General features: G+C 49.2%; 15 protein-coding genes. All 15 read right to left on the bottom strand.

From position 1 onward, the window contains the following. Positions 1 to 47 precede the first annotated feature (47 nt). Positions 48 to 2300, bottom strand: coding sequence for a glycoside hydrolase family 95-like protein (locus tag MKX98_RS14825; RefSeq protein ID WP_339223791.1), 2253 nt, complete (start codon positions 2298 to 2300; stop codon positions 48 to 50). A gap of 13 nt (positions 2301 to 2313) precedes the next feature. Then, on the bottom strand, positions 2314 to 3942 hold the full coding sequence (locus MKX98_RS14820) for a response regulator (protein WP_339223789.1): 1629 nt from the start codon (positions 3940 to 3942) through the stop codon (positions 2314 to 2316). Positions 3943 to 3951: 9 nt separating this feature from the next. Further along, positions 3952 to 5715, bottom strand: coding sequence for a sensor histidine kinase (locus MKX98_RS14815; protein ID WP_339223788.1), 1764 nt, complete (start codon positions 5713 to 5715; stop codon positions 3952 to 3954). 59 nt (positions 5716 to 5774) lie between these two features. Beyond that, a complete protein-coding gene (locus tag MKX98_RS14810) occupies positions 5775 to 7187 on the bottom strand; it encodes an extracellular solute-binding protein (RefSeq protein WP_339223786.1) in 1413 nt (470 codons plus the stop codon). Positions 7188 to 7396: 209 nt separating this feature from the next. After that, positions 7397 to 8215 carry an endonuclease/exonuclease/phosphatase family protein gene (locus MKX98_RS14805; protein WP_339223784.1) on the bottom strand — a complete coding sequence of 273 codons (819 nt, stop codon included), beginning with the start codon at positions 8213 to 8215 and terminating at the stop codon, positions 7397 to 7399. An 83-nt stretch (positions 8216 to 8298) separates the two neighbouring features. After that, positions 8299 to 9264: a helveticin J family class III bacteriocin gene (locus MKX98_RS14800; RefSeq protein ID WP_339223781.1), complete on the bottom strand. Its 966-nt coding sequence runs from the start codon at positions 9262 to 9264 to the stop codon at positions 8299 to 8301. Between the two features lie 374 nt (positions 9265 to 9638). Further along, positions 9639 to 10034, bottom strand: coding sequence for a YvaD family protein (locus MKX98_RS14795; protein WP_339223780.1), 396 nt, complete (start codon positions 10032 to 10034; stop codon positions 9639 to 9641). Positions 10035 to 10071: 37 nt separating this feature from the next. Next, positions 10072 to 10632 carry a TetR/AcrR family transcriptional regulator gene (locus tag MKX98_RS14790; protein WP_339223778.1) on the bottom strand — a complete coding sequence of 187 codons (561 nt, stop codon included), beginning with the start codon at positions 10630 to 10632 and terminating at the stop codon, positions 10072 to 10074. Positions 10633 to 10823: 191 nt separating this feature from the next. Further along, positions 10824 to 13148, bottom strand: coding sequence for a glycoside hydrolase family 3 N-terminal domain-containing protein (locus tag MKX98_RS14785; RefSeq protein WP_339223776.1), 2325 nt, complete (start codon positions 13146 to 13148; stop codon positions 10824 to 10826). 33 nt (positions 13149 to 13181) lie between these two features. Next, positions 13182 to 14759, bottom strand: coding sequence for a response regulator (locus tag MKX98_RS14780; RefSeq protein WP_339223774.1), 1578 nt, complete (start codon positions 14757 to 14759; stop codon positions 13182 to 13184). After that, a complete protein-coding gene (locus MKX98_RS14775) occupies positions 14743 to 16542 on the bottom strand; it encodes a sensor histidine kinase (protein ID WP_194544767.1) in 1800 nt (599 codons plus the stop codon). Before MKX98_RS14775 ends, MKX98_RS14780 begins: the two co-directional genes overlap by 17 nt. Before the next feature lie 47 nt (positions 16543 to 16589). Then, complete coding sequence (locus tag MKX98_RS14770; protein WP_233354854.1) at positions 16590 to 17333, bottom strand: carbohydrate ABC transporter permease; 744 nt, start codon at positions 17331 to 17333, stop codon at positions 16590 to 16592. A 103-nt stretch (positions 17334 to 17436) separates the two neighbouring features. Next, positions 17437 to 18309 (bottom strand): sugar ABC transporter permease, encoded by an 873-nt coding sequence (locus MKX98_RS14765; RefSeq protein ID WP_194542433.1) that lies wholly within the window; start codon positions 18307 to 18309, stop codon positions 17437 to 17439. A 93-nt stretch (positions 18310 to 18402) separates the two neighbouring features. Next, the gene (locus MKX98_RS14760) at positions 18403 to 19698 is read right to left on the bottom strand and encodes an extracellular solute-binding protein (protein WP_194542432.1); all 1296 of its coding nucleotides are present in this window, start codon (positions 19696 to 19698) and stop codon (positions 18403 to 18405) included. Positions 19699 to 19995: 297 nt separating this feature from the next. Further along, positions 19996 to 21012 (bottom strand): glycosidase, encoded by a 1017-nt coding sequence (locus MKX98_RS14755; RefSeq protein ID WP_194542431.1) that lies wholly within the window; start codon positions 21010 to 21012, stop codon positions 19996 to 19998. Positions 21013 to 21019 lie beyond the last annotated feature (7 nt).

Here is a 21019-nt window from a genome sequence, read left to right as displayed (position 1 = left end):
TGCTCTTGAGACGAGAACGGTTGCAGGTTTTTACGATGATCTACCGATTATTGGGGAATCCCATACAATCTCCACGGTTTACGACTGCCAAACAGATTGCATTTGCCCTTCTCAGCAGGGACAGGCGAGATGCGGAATCGAGTGGATCCGCTCCCATCGGCTCTGTAAATATAAGCTTCCTCACCAGGCTTCATAGCCAGATCGATCGTCCCGTCTGCCTGGATTGGACACTTCCTCGTGATTCCCCCGATGTCAATAACCAGGTCGTCGTCCGCAGATGAGGCCATATCCGTTACGATCCGGCAGGGCTCTCCGGCAAGACTGCAAATATGTATCCAAGCTGTGCGCCCTTCCTCCCGAGCTGCGCTAACAAGAAAGCCTCCTTCTGCCCGCAGCTGATGGAATACCGACTCCGGCCACTCTTTAGGGACTGCAGGGAATACATAGATCCGCTCCCCTCTGCTCTGAAGCAGCATATCTTGGATCGACTCCGCCCCGGCCAGCGGTGTTTCGATGACCGGTCCCGCTTCTTTATACATGGTGTTCGGCTTAATGAGATGCATTAAACTTCGCAAATACGCGAGAGCTTCATCTCCTAAACCTAACTTGGCCGCGATGGAGGCGGCTCCGGTAAAGCTGAAACCGCGCAAATCTCCTTCAAGGCCGATCCAATGCCGAAGCGAGCGAAGAATCAGCTCCTTCTCCTCTTCGGTATCGCCGACGATATGCAGTGGAAAGGCCGCCAGCATATGGCTGAAATGACGGTGTCCGAATTCCATACGCTGACCCTCGCCGATCATATAACCGGATGAATCGACCGGGAAAGGTACCAAGCGCTCTAGCACTTCCCGCCACCTGTCATGAAGCGGGTCATGAACACCAAGCTGATCCGCCATGCGGATCAACGTTTCACATCCCCAGCGCAGCAGCGCTAAATCATAATGAGTATCAGTTGTCTTCACCTGCTTAAAGGACCCGTATTCCGGTGAGACTGTGGGAGGTAAGTGTAGACGGCCGTCCTGCCCTTCCTCAAGAAGATGCAAATATAAACCCACACTGCGCCGCAGAAGAGGATATACCAGGCTTCGCAGCATTTGATCATCCATGGCATAACGGTAATGACGCCAGCAGTTATGCATCACCCAAGTTAAATTCCCCACCTCATCCGTAACCGGACTGTTCAGATCATAGCTTGAGCTTCGACCAAGTCCTGCCGAGTCTGCACGGTATGCTTCGGGAACATTACGGATCAATTGATCCTGATGCCCCTCCAAAGAACGAATCAGCGACATGCCCAGATGGAGTCGATTGGCCGTATAGATCGGAGAGTAACTCATCTGAACGTTCATATTGAACCATAGTCCAGGCCATGGCGTCGATGTGAGCCACGGCCCCTGATTATCGATAGGGAATGAGTCTGCCCGGGTCGCAGACGCAAGCTTATACATCTGTATCCAGTAAAAGCTTTCCAACTGCTGATCCGGTATGGAAATGAAGCTTTCCGGATAGTAATAATGCCACCACCTGCGATGCTTATGAATCCAAGCTTCCCAGCCTGAGGGTGAGTTCGGCACAGCCCGAAGTTCCCGTATCGCCTGATCACGAACGAAATCGTCCGTGCCATTCATTACGGTTAAGATGCAGATCTGGCGATGCGAGCTTTCCACCCCCTGCTCAGTCTGGTCAGGACGGTGAGTTATCCAAGCCGTAGTGCAGCCATCCCCGCTTCCATATTCCTGTATGCCGGTCGATACCTCACCGGATTCTATATGCTGAACGGTGGTATCAGGTATATATTGGTTGAGATTGATCCCGTCCGCGTTCTTCAAAATAGGGTCAACTTCCGGATAGGCGTACCACTTCAGCTTCGCATGGCGTTCACCTTCATCTGCATCGAGCTCCAAGACAAGTACAGGCGCCAATGCATGCACAAGCGCACGAATTCTGACTTCACCCTTCGTAGTCGGTATAACCGCCCGGAGCTCCGCGTTCCATAACTCCAGCCGCATTTCATAGGGCTGATAAATCCAACCCTCCAGCTCCAATGCAAGCTCGCCAATAGGCACGCGTACAGGAAAAGCCTCTGCATCCGGACGCGATGCGGTTATATCGGAACGTCCAAGCACAAAACGCAGCACATTCCGTTTATCCCGATGTTCTTCACTGTAGATCATCGCTCCGAGCATGCCGTTTCCAAGAAAAGCTCCTTCATCCCAGCTGATCGGACGCGTGGTCCACACCATATCGTGTCTGGACATAAACACGGGCCAGTCAATGGCATTCTCAATGCGGGTAGTCACGATATCCCTCCCATTACAATGAAATGTTGTTTCTTATGTGCGCCTGCTTGAATTCCGATGGTGTCATCTGCGTATATTTTTTAAATACGTCGGTAAAATACCGCCGCTCCACATAACCAAGCAACTCCGCGATCTCCTGGATTTGCCGATCCTCCAAGAGCAGCCGTTTGGCCATCTCCATCCGTTCTTGAGTGACAAATTGACTAAATGCCATTCCCGTCACTTTTTTGAACAAGCCGGCAAAATAACTTGGGCTTAGATGAACTGCCTTCGCGCAAGTACTTATGCTGAGGTCCTGATCCAAATTGGACTTCACATAATGAATGGCTTCCTGGATGATTTTTGCGGCGGCGGAGCGGTTCTGATTCTCAATGCGTTCACAGCCTAGCGTCACGATGCTATGCAGAAGCTTCTTCATGTCCGTTAAGGATCTCTCCGAGCTGACCCGCCCTTCCCGAACGATCATGTTCAAATCGGATAGTTCGTTCATGGGTACCTTGTCTTGAATCGCCCTTAGCATCATGTACGCCAGCTCATAGTACAAGCTGATGAAGTATTCCGGCTTCGGAAGCGGCGACCTGTCCGTAAACTCAGTCAGGATATGATCAAGCATCAGTAAAGCTTGGCGGACGTTTCCGGATTGTATGGCATATACCATTTCCTGCTCTGCGGCCCGTATGCTGCGCGACAGGGAGATTTCAGTATTAGCTATATCTTCGTATGAAATCACCGCGTTGCCGCCGGTATAGAAATGGTATGACAGGGCATGCAAAGCCTGATCGTACGATGAGTTTAATTCATGGATATACGTTACGGGGCTGCCAATTCCTATTGAAATCGTTAAGGAAGTATATAATCTGACATGCTGACAGCACGCCTCCGCTATGGCCGCCGCTGAAGCTGATAACGGTGTATTCAACACCGCCACTAGGCGGTTAGCCGAATCCCGGAATACCATCCCCTTTGTATACAAAGCGATGGTCTCCTCCGTAATATTCTTCAATGCAAACCGGGCAAGCTCCAGTTCATTCATCGGCGAATCTCGATGCTTGTCAGCAAATCCGTCGATTTCAAGAATCATGACAAGCAAATGCCTGGACTCCAAATCCGGCTTCACATATTCCCACCGCTGCTCCGCCTCCTGTTCGTTCACCTTATGATGCAACAGCAACGTGAACAATTCCTGACGCAGGAACGGCATGCTCTCCTGAACCCGCTGCTCTAATTCAGCGATATGATCCTCTTGATTTCGTATCGCTTCAATTTCTTTTTTGGCCTTTACGACAATTTCCTCGATATGAGCCAGTGAAAAGGGCTTCGTTATGAAGTCAAACGCCCCAAGCTGAACCGCTTGCTTCGCATATTCAAAATCACTGAATCCTGTCATCAATATGACCTTGCTGCGAGGCAGCAGTTCTTTGACACGTCGGGTCATTTCCAGACCATCGAGCTTCGGCATTCGAATATCGGTCACGATGATATCCGGTTTGCACGAGGTGATCAGCAGGAGTCCGTCTTCTCCATTGATTGCCGTCCCGCTTACGGATATCCCATGATGTTCCCAGTTGATTTGCTTGGATATGCCATCAACGACACTCTGAATGTCATCAATAAAGCATATGGTTGTCGTTCTTGCGCTCATCGGCTTGAGTCAACTCCCTTCGAGTTGTGGGTAACGGGGGATGATAATCGAAACTCGGGTACATACATTAGGTTCGCTCTCCAAGTGCAAATCAGCCGAGCTACCGTACTGTAGCTGCAATCGCAACCGGACATTATATAACGCATAACCCGATCCAGCTGAGGATGACGGTTGTCGAAGGAGTGGATCAGCTGTATTCTTTTCGTTCAGCCCCATACCGTTATCTTCAACGATGAAGTACAGATAAGAGCTATCCTGTTTCACCTGAATCCGTATGAAGCCACCCTCATTGCGATCGTTAAAGCCGTGCAGGATTGAATTTTCAACCAGCGGCTGCAGTATGATTTTTAAGATCGGCTGCTGCATATCCACTAAAGGATCAACCTCGATCATGTAGGTAAAGAGCGTTTCGTAGCATTTCTGCTGAATGTTTAAATACTGCTCCACGTGCTGAAGCTCATGTGCAAGCGTTGTCTCCTCCTTGCCGCGATTGAGGCCGAGCTGAAACAGCTGTGACAAGGACAGCACCATTTCCTGAACATCCTCCAATTGATTCAACTGGCACTTCCAGTAAACCGTGTTCAGCGTGTTATATAGAAAGTGAGGATCAATTTGAGCTTGCAGGGCTTTCATCTCGGACTGGCGTTTTTCCTTCTCTGCCTGCTTCACAACATCAAACATTTCATTAAGCTCTTCCAGCATCCGGTTAAAGCGATAACCGACCTGCGTAATTTCATCATTGTATTCGCTTTCATAACGTACGTTAAGATCGCTCATTTCCACCCGTTTCATTAGTGATTGCAAGTGGCTTAACGGTCTTATGAGCAATCGGGTCAGCATATTCGCAAAAGCAAACGAAACAAGCAAACATCCCGTGATAACCCCAAGAATGGTCAGCTTGATGCTGTCCATTTGCTTCATCAATTCTGACTTAGGCAGGAAGCTGAATAGCGTCCACTCCTTCACTCCCCCCAGCTTGGTATAGTTAACGAGGTACTCATAACCTTGATCCGAATACTCAAAGCTACCCTGCTCAGCAGTCAAGGCCTCCCTGTATTTAGGCTCATGTTTCAGCGTATCCGCGATGATGGAATCGTTTAGCAGCACATCGCTCCCATCGGAGGAGGCCAAGAGATGGAACTGCTTGCGATTTTTATCCTCCGAGGCAATTAAGGATCGAATCGAGTCGATTTTGACATTCGCTACAACGAAAATATCCTCGATATAATGGGAAGGTATGCCCTCCATCACAAAAGAAATGACGTTCTCCCGGCTGGAAAAGAAACGGTCCTCATGACCGGCCACCCATAATTTGCGCTTCTCGCTTTTGATATGCGTATACAGCTCCGAATCATAGAACGAATAGGAGAAGTTACGCTGCTGACTTGTCTGGTAATAGTCACCCTCACGCGTGACGATAAGAATAGAATCGATCATAGGTTCATACAGCTTGGTCTGCACAAAAGCCGATTGCAGCCCGGACAAATGTGTATAGTAGTTCTCCGCCTCCGAGTAGCTGCTGTCCATCCCCAACGCTCTTCGGTAAGCCGTATTGACCATCATCGAGTAAACCGCTTGCGTGACATGATTCAGCTTCTCATCCAACACCTTGGATGTTTTATGAATCGTTTCCTGACTAAGCTGATAGGCATTGTCCTTTACAACTTCCTCCGCGATCATGTAGCTTAACGCGCCTGCGGTTGTAACCGCAAAAATGACAATGAGCATAAACGCGATCCAGATTCGGCGTCTGAACGATAGTCGGTAGAGCATTGATCAACATCCTCCGTCTCTTTGTTTCGGCTGTGGCAGCAGTTGTTTGTTAATGTAGATCAATCGCTTAGCCATGAGACATCCTGAGGATGCAGCGGGTCAAAGGAAGGAATGGCTTTCATATCCACTCTGCCGGCGGCCCGTTCCTGATCTAATGCTGCGTTGTAACGCGCGTTCAGATCCTCAACCAATGAATCAAGATCCCCTCCGATCATGATGAACTTTACGAATTCGTCCTCCCACTCCTTACCCTTGGGCTTGAATCCTTGAGGCGATGCAGGCCATATTCCGTCATACTCACCTGGGAAGAAGCTGGTGATGCCGTCGATATCGGGTTTCCTGGCTTTAGCGGCTATCGCCTCCACGGACAAAATGCCGAGTCCGGCTTCCTGATACCCAATCAGTACTTCATCGCTATACATATAACGGAGAAACTTCCAAGCTTCCTCCTTATGCTTCGACTGGCTGCTAATCGACAACCACCTCGTCGCTCCAACGCCCTGGTTGATCACTCCTTTATAGGTCCCGTCAATCGATGGGGGAAGAGCAGCTCCCCATTGGATCTTCGCAGGAAACTGATACTTATAAATGCTGGGTTCCGAAGAATAGGACAGATACATCCCGATCTTCCCGTCGGCAAATTGTGCCCGAAGCGGATCGATGTCCAGAGATTCCGATCCCGGCAGCGTACTGCCATTCTCCATCATGGTCCGAAATGCGCTTATAATCGGTATAAAGCCTGAGAAATCATAGCTGCCTGTCGAAAAGTCATATCCATCGCCGCTGATTCCGCTTATTTCCGCGATCGGAACGGCTGACCGGCCGAGAGCGCTGGCAGGATTTTTATAGGGGAGGGCAAAACCGTAAATGTCGTCCGCTTTTCCAATTTCGGTGATTCGACTTGCCGCCTCCACCAACTCGTCAAGTGATTTCGGAGGGGAGGTTATGCCTGCCCGCTTAAACAGCTCCACATTATAAATAAGCCGCAAGGTTGATCCGCTGTTAGGCAGGCTGTATATGTATGGATCAAAGACGTTGTATCCTTCGATGAAGGCTTGCTTCCCGAACCTGTTTCTGATCTCGGGCGTTAAATATGGGTTGAGCGGCTCCACATAGCCTTTTCGGGTCATTTCAGCGAGATCGATCGGGGTAAAGATATCGGGTGATTGCTCGCTGGCAAATGACAAATCAAGCGATTGGGCAAAATCATCTGCCATAACCGTCATCTCAACCTCAATTAAATCGCTATTCTCCTCGTTATAACGATGAATGACCTCTTTGATATAATTCGCGTCATGACGCCCTGTTGACCAGAATCTCAGCTTTGTCTTTTCTGGGGCACCAGCCATATCTGATGCCGTTGATTGTGAAAATATACGGCCAGAGCCCTGCCCTTTGCCACCTTGCATGCACCCCGTTACGGTTATGCTCAAGCACATCAATGCAACCAGCGGTAATCTCCAGATGATCATGCACGCTCCCTCCTTGTGCTTGTATCGTAGCATAACCTATTTTGTGGATATAGACAGAACGGTAAAAAAACTGTAAAGGGAAGAATATCGATTCATCTCCTCATATGAAAGAGGCTACCCCAAGCAAATGCCCAGTGGTAGCCTCTTGACCATTGTTATGTCCTGTATATATCATGCAGGAACCTAAACTTTAAGCTTACCCAAACGGCCTAACGCTTGAATGATATTTCGGCTGCGATAGGCAGATGATCCGAAGCTTCCGTATGGATCACGCGCTGATTCGAATGCTGAACAGCTGGTGAGGTCAGAATGTAATCGATCGTTGCCGACGGATTGATTACAGGAAACGTATAGGCATCTTCGATTCCCTGAAAGCTGTTTACGAATAAACCGCTGTCCAGCAACAATTTAAACTCTGAACTGTTTGGTTCTGCGTTGAAGTCGCCCATCAGCAGCGCCGGTCCCTCAGAAGCTGATGCAAGCTCAATGATTTCCTCCGCCTGTGCCGTTCTGCTGGTGACGTCCAATCCAAGATGCGTGTTGTACACATCCACGTGGATCCCCTTCAGATTGACAACAGCGTGTAGAACACCGCGCTGCTCCTTCCCGAAGCTGCTCAGCAGCACATTCTCGGATCGAAGGATCGGATACTTGCTTACGATGGCTGTACCATACTGGCGGTTATTCGTCTGACCTTCCGCAGGTTCCAGATCTAGATTCGCACCATAAGCATAGTGATATCCGAGCAAACCTGCCAATTCCTTCGCTTGGTCTTGAAAGTCGCTTCGTTCCCCGTAAAACCGGTCCACTTCTTGAAGGCCGACAATCTCTGCGCCGGAATCACGGATAACATCGGCGATTCTTTGCAGGCTTAGCTGCTCATCCAATCCAACTCCGTGATGGATATTGTAAGACATCACCGTTGTGCTTACTTCTTTGCCTTGTCCTTTTCCAGCCGCCAGCACCCCCGTTGTAAACATCGGAACAAACAACAGGCAGGCGATAAACGAGACGAAGCCTTTTTTCATGGACAAATCTCCCTTCCATAGTCGAATGCCAACTATGCTAAATTTACTGTTGTTACAGTTATCAGAGGCTAACTCGGTGGAAGTTAATTAAATATGCTATCCGGAACGTAATACACTTTTTGCGTATCTCTTTTGTTTACCGGGTCCGTAACGATCGTAAAATAAACATTGCCGTTCTTTGTCTGTACGCCCTCGATTTCATGGTTCCCCACATTCGTTATTTTCACGAGGGTTTTGAATGTCCCTGCGTTGGTCATCATGGTAATCTGCGGGATATCGCCTTCGGCACCGCCTGACGTATATATTTTCGTCTGACCCAGCATATCGGCCCCCTGGAAGGATCCGTTCGGCCTTACGATCGCACTGCCCGACTGCGTAAAGCTGCCAACGGCGGCGTTAACCGCAGCTGCGCTGTCCATTCGCACCTGTTCATTACTGTCCAGAAGCTTATTGAGTGCGACCGTGTCATAAATCGACCATGTTACGGTTCCCTCTTTGGTTTGAACCCGGAACACCGTATGCGTACTGTTGCCGCCGCCATCCACACGGTAGGTCTCACCAAGCCTTGCCCCCGTTTTATTGGCGTAATTCATGTAGGTGAAGCGATGCAAATCCGTATAATCCACGGTCTTGCCAGCCGAATATTGCAGCCTAGCTACCTGCAGCGACCAGTAATAATCCGTTGAAGGATCTGCTTTGGAACTAAAGTAAAAGTAATTGATGCCATTGTACGTATACATATCCAGCGTTTGGCAGTGGCCGGTATTCGTAACGGTCATTTCATCTACATAAGTAGCGTCTTTCCCGTTAATGAGCAATCTTGAAAGATAGCAATTTCCCTTCGACCGCTGCGTGACATAGAGATATTTATCCGCGATATAAGCCTTCTGAACGGCCACATTATGATTAAGTCCCTTTAAGTTGTAGGCGAGCGTTGCTGAAGCGTTGATTGTTTTCTCAGGAGTCGCCGCGAATGCGGGCAATCCGGACAAACAAAACACGAGAGCTGCAAGTATTGCGGACGTTAGCATTTTTAAATGACTATTCATATGCCTCAACCCTTGAACGTCAACCATCAATACACCTCCATTAATAGTAGGAAAGAAATTGGACTGCCCCCGAAAACGCACGAAAGACAAGGTTCATGCGGGCATTTTTGCCATGATATAGGATATCTTCCTCCTCTCTTTATACAGAAACATCGTTTCATTCCAATCAAGTTTCTGCTTCATTACAAAAAATGGGGGATCCACTATTGAGTTTACCATGTACCTCAGGAATTTCCCGTGTATAAAATACTTAAAGTTAGACGAATCGCATGGTCCTTTAGCCCTTTTTTTCGCCAGCGCTCAGAAGAGGTCGGCAGTAACTTTTATCGAATGTTCATCCGATCTTTGTAAAACGAAAATCAAAAAACCGTGAATTAACACGGCTCTTTGGTCTCAAGCAGTTTTGGGATGAAGAACAATGGATATAACATGAGGTACAGATTAGGCGTCCACCACATGATGTCAAAATCGGACTTTAAGATCCAAAAAGCGATCGCCTGCAGTCCGGAACAAAATGTCAGGATGAGCGAGATTAAGGCAACGCTTCTCCACTTTATATTCATCTGTTTATGTAGGTAAATGCTGTACATTCCGGTGATGGAAATGAATATATCGAGCGGGAAGAACGACCAATTCCAGGCTACTAACAGCTCATTGGTATAATCCTGATATAAATATTCCTTGGGAATTAACGCTAGTGCGGTGATGACCCAATACAAAATAAATCCGATATCCGTAAATAAAAATAAACCTTTTAATGATTTACTCATGTGTTGCCCTCTCTTCTCCATAATGAATAATGATCGTTCAAACTTCCTTCTGAATAATACCGGATAACAGGATCTCTCCCATATCCCGCAGACTCTCCTGAAGCGTAATGTTGCTTTTATTTTCAGACGAGTCCTCAATTAAGCGATAAAGGCCTCCAACATACAAATCAATAAAAATTTTGGTATTAAACGGGCGTAACAAACCTTGATTGATTCCTTCTTCAAATAGTTCAGTGATGCTGTCCCACTGTTTATTCAGAAATTCATCCAGCGTCTTCCATTGATCAGGATAGTAACGCTGAAGCTCGGTTATGAGGTTTAATCCGATAAACTGAAAATCAGTCGGAATGAGGATAAGGCATCGCTTAAGTTTATCGAGCGTAGTCAGATCAGGATTAGTCATGATGTCCTTTTCTTTTTCTTGAAGTTCGATAATGGCCTCACGAAGAATCGTTGCAATCAGCACATCCTTGGACGGGAACCATCCGTACAGCGTCTTCGTGCTCATACCCAGTCGCTTGGCAAGGTCCCCCATCGTAAAGCGTAATCCTCTTCTCTTGATTTCATGGCTTGCCGCCGCAACAATTCGCTCTTTCAATAGGTACACCTCCCTGTTCGGAAAATAATAAAACGATAATGTTTTCCGCGATTTCTAAAATCATATCCCAATTTCTTCTTCTAGTCAACGAACGTGCTCATTCACGACAAAAAGAGACAGCGTTACATGCTGCCTCCAAGTATCGATGCACGTGCTAATGTTTAAGAACCATTTTTTGTTTCAGCTTCGTTTTAGGACTTTAACCTTAACTGAACAACGCCGCTTTCCCAATCCGAATGGGCACCCACTACGATATTGACTCGACAAGGGACTGCTTCGAATTCCATGTTTCGATTCCATATAGCCAATTCCTCGAAGCCAAGCTCGAAGGTGACGGTGCTTACATCGCCGGGCTCCAGCGCTACCTTCTTAAATCCCTTTAATTCCCGCAAACGACGGGTAATCCCTGATTGATCGCCTTGAATATAGAGCTGTACGGTTTCAAGTCCTTTCATGTCCCCGCTGTTTCTCACTTCCACGCCGACCTCGACACGGCCTCCGGATCGAAGCTCTTCCAGCGTCATCTCCTTCTGCGAAATCGTTGGAGTTCCGTATTCAAACATGCTGTAACCAAGACCGAATCCGAACGGATATAACGGCTTGGACGGCATATCGACATAGGGACGAGGCTGTCCAGCGTTCTTCTGATTATAATAAACCGGCAATTGACCCACGGAGCGTGGTATGGATACGGAAAGCTTGCCGCTGGGATTCACCTGTCCAAACAGGATCTCGCCAATGGCGCGGCCTCCTTCGCTTCCTGGATACCAGGCACACAGCAGTGCATCGCTGAGCTCAGCTACCTCGCCGATGGCCAGCGGACGTCCCTGAATGAGCACCGTAATAACTGGTTTGCCGAGCGCGTGAATTTCCCGGACCAATTGCTCCTGTATGCCGCCTAATCGGAGATCGGCTAGATCGACGCCTTCACCGCAATCCATTTCCGTCGGATCCCCTTCTGCTACAATGGCTGCACCATTACTATCAAACGTATCTCCGAATTGACGGGCACTGCTGCCGCCAAGTACGAGCACGACCGCATCCGCGGAACGGGCTGCTTCAACCGCCTCGGGTAGGCCATGCGTGGACATACCTCGCACGCTGCATCCGGGAGCAAAGACGATGTCCGTGCCTGCGGGTGCAGCCATCCGAATGCCTTGAAGCGCCGTGACTCCGCTGCCCTCGCGCTGAACGCTGGTGTAGTCTCCAAGCTGGTTGTAAAGCCTGTCCGCGTTAGGGCCGATGACCGCCAGTCGTTTGATCCGGCCGCTATTAAGCGGCAGTATGTTTGAGTCGTTCTTGAGCAGCACAACCGCTTCTCTTGCGACGGATGCATTCAAGTCTTTAGCGGCAGCATTATTGACGGTTGCAGCTGCCAAGCCTTCGTCTATGTATGGGTGCTCGAACAGTCCCAGTCTGAATTTAAGCCGAAGCACTCGAGCCACCGCGCGATCGATGTACTCCATATCGGCCTTCCCTTGTTTCACCGCTTGTTCAAGCGTGGTGAACGACTTGTCCCACAGGCTAAGATCAACCCCGGATGACAGGGCAAGTCCTGCGGCCGACTCATAATCTCCCGTTATGGCTACCAAACGGTCGATGGCCGTTCCATCCGCCATGACAATCCCATCGAACCCCCATTCATCTCTCAGAATGCCGGTTAACAGCTTATCATTGGCATGACATGGAATGCCATCGAGCTCATTATAGGCAGCCATGACCCCAGCCGCTCCTGCCTTGATTCCGGCTTGCGCAGCCGGCAGATGAATTTCGCGAAGCTCCCGCTCGCCAACGGGAACCGGTCCTGCATTGCGACCGCCCTGCCCTGCTCCCTGAGCGCACAGATGCTTGAGCACGGCTGCCGCCTTGTCCGGGCGCTTCCACTCTTCTTGCTCTCTTCCCTGCATGCCGTGCACAACCGCTTCCGTCATCCGCGCAGCCAGGTACGGGTCTTCCCCGTAACACTCCTCGGAGCGTCCCCACCGCGGATCCTGCAGGATGTCCAGTACCGATACCAAGCCGATGTGAGCCCCGCGGCTGCGGATTTCGGAGGCCACATGGGAATAGGCGCGTTCAATTAATTCGGGATTCCACGTCGATCCGATAGCCGTATTAACGGGCAGAAGCGTTCCGTCAAGCGCCTGATGACCATGGGGACATTCCTCCGAGAGAAGAACAGGAATGCCAAGCCGGCTGTGTTCGATCACATAGCGCTGTATGGCATTCGCTACCTTGGCATTGTCTTGCGTAGGAATCCCGTTCTCATAGGTCACTCCGGACCAAGGGTCCGCCCGGAACAGTCCGTACAACGCCCCCATGCCTGCTCCCCACTCGACATGCTCTTTGAATAATTCGGTTAGTTCAAACTCCGTTTCAGTCCCTTCGCATTGCCGATATGCCATCCAGCCGTACAAGTGCTGGTTCAGCTGCCCGACCTTCTCGCGCAGCGTCATTCTCGACAGCAAATCCTCTACGCGCTCGTCAACGGGAAGTGCCGCATTCCGATACTTATCCATTTTCCCCTTCTCCTTCCAATCTGGTCAGTATGCTTATTCTTTGATATTCAAGACCCGGTATTTCTTGGGTGTCATTCCCGTGTACAGTTTGAAGACGGATACAAAATACTTGTATTCTTTATACCCGACGCGATCTGCAATCTCAAACACCTTGTCCTGCGTTGTCAACAGCAGATTTCTCGCCTCGTTAATGCGCAGTTCGTTCATGTATTCGCTGAAGCTTTTTCCCGTGCTTTGTTTGAAAATATTGCTGAAATAGCTCGGCGTAATTTTCAAATACGCGGCCACTTCCGATGCTTTCAGGTCACTAAGATAATGTTCCGCCATATACTTCTTGGCCTTCTCAATGATCCAGAACGATCGGTCGATGCCAACCTTGTCGATGAGCTGCAGTAGGTCAAACACTTCCGTGGATATCGCCTGCCGGATCGCCTCGGGATGATTGTATACGTCCAGATCGAACGCCCTTTCCAGGCCATGCTCAAGCTGGGTCAGCCCGCTTTGTCGAAGGCGCTGCCGCAGCATAATCGATAATTCGTCACAGACCTTCACCATATCCGTCAATAGATAGCGCTGATCGCGGAAAAATTGGAACATGCCGCGCACCAGCTCTTCCAGCATATCAGCATCCTGCTTGAATAACGCCACGGACAGCTTCGAGACCATGTCCGCACTGTCAAAATCGCGCAGCACCCGGCCGTTATCCACTTTGGTCTTATATGCGCAATCCAGTAAAGGGCAGTTATCCAAAGCATGATAAGGCAGCAGGCTTCGAACTTCCGAACACATGGCGGCGGTTTGGCCCAAGGACGTGTAGGCATCCGATACCGCGCAATACATGCGATGCTCTTTCGGCCAAGAATCCAGCATATTTTGCAGGATTTCATCCCACTGCCCTTTCAATAGCGGTTGATCCGTCATCAGCAGGGTCATCAGCAAATTTTTATGCACGAATACGGATACGTGACGGACTCCGCATGATTCCAGATTATCACGTATCGTATGCAGCCACAATTGCTGAAGTATCGCAAAATCTTGTTCGGTCACGGAAGCCGCGAGGTTCGAGAACTTCTCCAGCTGCGTGGCTATGAGTTTATACTCGGCACTGGTTAGTAGATATGGAGGCACAGGCTTAGCTATTGAAGTTTCGTACGGCGCGGCCATTTCGGCAAGCCAAAGCTCGGCATCCTTCACTGAACCATCAAGACGGGTATCCTTCCGGCGAACGTCTTCCACGATTCCAGCCACGACCGCCACCAATTCTTCAATATCAACGGGTTTCAATAAGTAATCGGTTACATCAAGCTTGATGGCTTGGCGTGCATACTCGAATTCCTCATAACCGCTGATCATGATGACCCGAATCTGGGGGTGGCAGCGCTTCAGCTCCTTAGTAAGCTGAAGACCGTCCATTCCCTCCATCCGGATGTCGGTCAGAACCAAATCAATCTCTTGTTCTTGGACCACCTGCAGCGCTTCACTGCCGTCATAGGCTTCCGCAACGACTTCAACGCCATGATCCGCCCAATCAATCGTATAGCGCAGGCCTTGACAGATCACGGGTTCATCATCAACGATCAGCATTTTTACTGTCTTATCGTGTTGCATCATGCGATTCACCACCGTAGGTTTCAGAATGTGGGAGCTTGAGGCGAATCAAGGTACCTTGCGTTGAAGCCTCGATTACTTCCAGACCGTAGCGTTCTCCGAAAAATAGGTACAGACGTTCATGGATGTTGCAGAGCGCTCCTCGATTGTGACCGGTCTGTGCCCCGTTACGGAGAGTCTCCCGGACCTCCTCTAAGGTCACATCGTCCATTCCGCGCCCGTTATCCTGTACGTCGATCCACATTTCATCCTCACGCTTGTATGCTTTGACCGATATTTTCGCTACCGGCTCCCCCCGATCGATGCCATGCTTAAGGAAATTCTCAACCAATGGCTGAATGGTAGCCTTCAGAGTTAGCGTATTTGCCAGATCATATTCCATGTAAAGTGCGTATTTCAGTTTTGTACCCAGCCGCCTCTGCTGCAAATACAGATAGGAGCGCACAAATTCCATTTCCTTTGCCAGGCTGGTCTCGTACTGGCCATTGTTCAGGCTGGAACGCAAGAATCGAGACAGGATTTCGATGAGCTGACTGGATTCGCTCGCCTTCTCAAGCCTGGCGGTCCAGCGGATCATATCGAGCGTGTTATAGAGAAAATGCGGATCCATCTGCTCCTGAAGCAGACGCAGCTCCGATTCGCGCTCCCGCAGTTCCAGCTTGTATTTATGCTCGATCAATTCTTGAATCGTGGATACCATATCGTTAAACCTGCGGTTCAATTCGGAAATCTCGTCCTTGGAACGAATAGGGACCCTGGCGGAGAAATCCCCTAGTTTTACCCGGTTGGTCTCAATCTTCAAGCGCAGGATCGGTCTGATAATCGTATAGTGGAAGCCGATCAAGGCCGATAAACCTAACAGGAGAATCCCGCCGAGAATGACCTGCATCAATATGGTTACGCCGCGTAGATCCTGATCCAGCGCAGCCTTAGGCACCATGGAAACGATATTCCAGTCGGTGTTTTCCATCCGTTGATGAAAGGTCAAATATTCATCACCTTCGTGACGGTAAGTAGAAGCACCCATCGTCCCTGCGGTTACGATATCCTTAAACGCTGCCTCATCGCCGACATTCAAGGGAAACCTGTCTTTGGAGGGCAGAACAGGCCGTCCATCGGAATCCACAATGAATACCATCCCTTCGTCCCGCGTTAACCCCCGTTGAAGCTGTTTGAATATACTGGCTTCATCCATACGGATCACGAGCCGGGCAAGCGGCAGCGTGATCTCGTCGTAGGAGTTCAGTACACGGAACAAGGACACGAGGCTTACTTCTCCATACCAACCGCTGGTTGAAGGATAGGCACTGCTCCACACGATCCCGCCTTTGTGCTCGTCCGCGAGCTGGTTCCATGATTCTTCGTTGCCGTGAATCGGCTCGCCCATCTCGATGGAATTGCCGTTAAAGCCGGTGATGGAAATCGATTTGATATAATTTTTGGACATTAACTGAAACGTCAGGAAACCTTCGAGATTTTGCTTCAACCGCTCCGCTCTCTCACTCTCCGGCGGTGGATCCAGCCGCAAATATTGACGCATGTCATTGCTCAGTATCAAATAATCGGCAATATCCTCAATCATGGTCGTTTGCTCTTCCAGTTGATTCGTTACAATCTCCAGACTGCGCTGGCTTGATTGGATAAATTGGCCCCGCAGCACTTCGTTCAGTTTGTCTTGAGCAAGGACGCCGACCCCAAGCGTAGGCAAAATGACAAAAAAGAGGAAAATGACCAGTGCTTTCTGTTTCAGACCATAATTCCCGATCCAGCCAAAACTGCTGCGCATGTCCATTCCCTCTTTCGATGTCCTCATGATGTAGAATTGAAACCTGTTTAACCTTTAACTGCTCCTGCCGTCATGCCGTTAACCAGTTGTTTTTGCAGCAGCAGGTAGAAAATGATGATCGGTATAAGCGCGATCGTTAATGCCGCCATTTGCAGCGTCAGGCTGGCCGTCTCGATGCCGACAAAGTTGGCGAGTCCGAGCGGCAATGTTTTCAGCGACGATGAACTGATCAAGACGAGCGCAAACAAATACTCGTTCCAATTATAAATAAAGTTTAGAATCACGACAGTTGAAATGGCCGGACGCGTGATCGGTAAAATGATCGACCAGAAAATTTTGAAGACGCCCGCGCCGTCCATGACGCCTGATTCTTCGAGATCCTTCGGAAATCCTCTCATGAAGCCTTCCAGAATAAAGATTGTCAACGACAAATGGAAGGCCGTGTAAGGTAGAATCAACGATAAATGCGTATCCAGCAAATGCAGGTTCCGCATGATCAGAAAGATCGGAATCAAGGTCGCGTGGATCGGAACGACCATGCCCAGCAAAAATATCGCGTAAGTCGCTCCGCGCAGTTTAAAATTGAACCTTGCCAAGAAGTACGCCGCAAGCGATCCGAGAAGGACCGTCACGACCAACGATACCACGGTTACGATGATACTGTTGAGAAAGTAGGTATCCATATTCGCAACTTCCCACGCTTTTGCGTAATTGGAGAATTGCAGTTCGGTTGGTATGGAGAACGGGTTCGCCGCATATTCCTGTTCGGTTTTGAAAGAATCTACGATCATCCAAAAGAAAGGGATTATATTAATAATAGCGAATATCCCCAAAAATGTGTATGCCGATAAATGGAACCATTTCGTTTGTCTGTACATCTCCTCCCTCTCCCTTCTATTCTTTTTCTCTAGCAATTCGATTCACGATTGTAATAACGATAAGGCTAAACAGAAGAATCAATACGGATACCGCGCTGCCGTAGCCGAATCTCATATTCATAAATGAGTTGTTATACATATAGACGGTCATAACCTCTGTTGCATGGGCCGGTCCTCCGCCGGTCATGATCTGGATCAGATCAAACACACGGAACGAATTGCTGATGCTGTAGACAACGGAAACGAGCAATGTCCCGCGGATCATCGGAATGGTAATGCGCATAATCCGGTTTAATCCGGTCGCCCCGTCAAGGGCTGCCGCCTCATTGACTTCATCGGGGATGTTCTGCAAAGCTGCCAATAAAATAATCATGTACAGTCCGCAGTTTTGCCATATATAAGCGATGCTGATCGAGATCATGGACCAAAACGGATCGCCCAGCCAATTCTGCTGCCAGCTCTCGAGTCCCAAAACACCAAGCAGATTGTTCAGCATCCCGTATTCCGTGTTGTACACCATGCCCCAGATCAGGGACACCATGACCGATGAGATGACCACGGGCAGGAATCCGATCGTCCGGAAGAAACTGGAGCCCTTCAGCCCTCGATTCAGCAGCAAGGCCAGCAGGAGGCCAAGCGGGATCTGTCCCGCGATCCCTGTAAACATAATGATGACGTTGTTTTTAACGGACAGCCAAAAAATATCGTCCTTAAAAATATCAACAAAATTGTCCAGCCCGATAAAACGCATAGGCGTGATCCCATCCCAGTTCATTAAGGAATAATAAACCGATAAGCCGATAGGAAAAATGGCAATACATATATATATAATGAGTGCTGGCGCCAAGCCCAAGAAAATAGCCCATTTCGTATGCTTAAGCGTATGCATTGGCGTAACTCCTTTCTTTCTGCCTTTAATAAGAAAAACCCGCTGCCGGGTTTTTCTTTGTACCATCATGATCTTGACTTAGGAAGTGCGCCCTTACTTCATGTTGTCGAACGCTTCCTGAACCTCTTGAGCGAGCTCTTCCGGCGTTCCTCTGCCAATCGTCAGAGCCTGCAATCCGTTCTGCATGACATCGGTAACTTGGGTCGGAATCACGCTGTCGAATACCGGCGCCGTTCCCTTGTTGGTCAACTCCAGCATTTCCTTGAGATACGGGCTCGCATCTTCAGGAATTTCAACGTTGGCCGGTACGACAACGCCTTTACTGATCAGATCTTTGTACAGGTCCTCATTAACAAAAAATTTAATGAATTCCTCGGCAGCCGCTTTCTTTTCATCGCTCAATCCTTTTTTAATGGAAATGCCGTACTGAACGACGCCCGCGCTTTTCACCGGATCGCCGGAGCCGTCAGGTACGCTCGGGAAGAGCGCAATGCCGAATTTGTCCCCTTCCTCGTTGTTGATGCGGATTCTTCCGTCAACGGTGGAAGAAGAGATATGCATGGCTGCTTTGCCTTGTATGAAGTAGTCCTGGCCTTGCACGGAATCCATGTTGTTTGCATCGGTATTGAATGCTCCCAGCTTGGCGAGTTCGTCAATGACGGCAATCGCTTTCACATATTCGGGATCGGTAAATTTGGCTTCCTTGTTCAGAATTTTCTGTAAGAAGTCACTGCCTACATAACGGTCACCGATAATCGACAAGAAGGACGATTGAAGCGGCCATTTCTCTTTGTTGCCCAGAGAGATCGGCGTAATGCCGGCTTCCTTCAGCTTTTTCACCGCATCAATGAACTCGTCGTAGGTAGCCGGAAATTGGTCATAACCGACTCCAGCGAACATTTCCTTGTTGTAGTAAATAATATCCACGAAGGTTTGTTTGGTCGGCACGGCAAATTGACTGTCGTTCTGGTTGAACCCGGCCAATGCGTCCTCCGGCAAAATATCCTTCCAGTTGTCCATCAGGCCATCCAGCGGCATCAGCAGATCCCCGGCTACCAAAGGAGCCAGATCGGCGCCGGGCCATACGACATTAATATCCGACAGGTTGTTGGCGGCAGCCAGCGTGCGCAGCTTCGTTTTGTACTCGGTTGCCGCTACCCCGTCCTGCTTGATGATAATGTCGGGATGCTGTTTTTCAAACTCCGCGATCCGTTCCTTGTACACCTCGTTATCCACGTTCGGCGAGGTCCATGGATGCATGATGTTCAAGGTAACCTTTTCCGGCTCGGCAGCGTCTTTCTCTCCAGATCCGCAGGCTACGGTTGACATAAGCAGCAGCGCGGCTGTTCCGGTGAGCAGCAACGTTCTAAGCTTCTTAGATGTTTTCATTTGATATACCCCTCTCTTTATATATTACATATCATGTTCTTATATTTAACAATATAAGATATATTAATTATACAATCGGGTTCTCGATCCCAATATCCATTAAAAAAACGATTTCATCTAATTTTTTTAAGTCATTTTAAATAGCGATAACTTATAAAAAGCATATTTTCATTTCTAACGTTAATTTTAGTAACATAAACTTCACAAATTTTCAAATGAATGGTATCGCTTACAAATTGGTTCTAGAGGAAGCGCGACAGAGAAACCAACTACTCTGCCACGCCCTCACTCCTCTCGTTATTGCGGTTCGTTCAAAATATAATCAACCAAGTCATCCAGAGGAACCGTAGCGAGCGCAATCGCCGTATCCGTCACGCCATAATAGATATAGAGGAGCCCGTCCTTGACCACATTGCCTGTCGGGAATACGACATTCGGAATCTGATAGCCGAACTTCTCATAATACGTCTCCGGCTCCATAATGAAGCGGCGGGTTCTCGCGATGATTTTTTCCGGATTTTCCAAATCCAGCAGCAAGGCCCCTACACGATACACCGTATCTTGGTCCACGCCGTGATAGAGCACCAGCCATCCTTTATCTGTCCGCACCGGAGGCGTAGAGCCGCCGATTTTTTTAAACTCCCAATCGTTGTTCTCGGCCTTTGCCAGCAGCTTGGGCTCGTCCCAATGCACCAAGTCTTCGGAGTAGCTGATCCACATGGCTGCTTTTTCGGTTCCGTATTCCTCCCCTACGTATTCTTCCGGTCTGCGAAGCAGCACATACTTGCCGTTGATTTTCTCCGGAAACAGAATGTTGTCGCGATCATTGATATCCAGCGGCGTTGTATCGCACAGGTACTCCCAGTGAATGAGATCCTTGGAAGTCAATATCCCGGAACGCGTCAGCCAGTGGCCTTCCTCTTCGCCCCAACCGTCCGGATACTCGGGAATCGAGCGTTCGGGGATGCCGGCTCCCGTCGGGTAATAATTCATGGCACATGGCCGTAAGGCATAGTTCAAATAAAAGGTATCGTCGATCTTGACGATCCGCGGGTCCTGGATGCTGCCGTAGGGGAATCCCAGCTGGTCCGGCGTTACGACAGGCTCGTCCAGCACATGAGTGAAATGCACCCCGTCCGCACTCTCCAGAAGACCCAGGTAGTTTTTGCAGGGAGTCAGCGAGCCTGCCGTCCGTTCTATCATATAGAATTTTCCGTTATCGATAATGACGGCCGGATTGAATACCGTCACCTTTCTCCACTCGTAAAGTCCAGGCACTACGATCGGATTCTCCGGATGCCGGGTAATTTTCATGGGTAAG

It is taken from the genome of Paenibacillus sp. FSL W7-1332, assembly GCF_037969785.1.
Classification (GTDB): domain Bacteria; phylum Bacillota; class Bacilli; order Paenibacillales; family Paenibacillaceae; genus Paenibacillus_AQ.
Note: the sequence above shows the minus strand (reverse complement) of the source record. Positions and strands in the feature narration are given on the sequence as shown.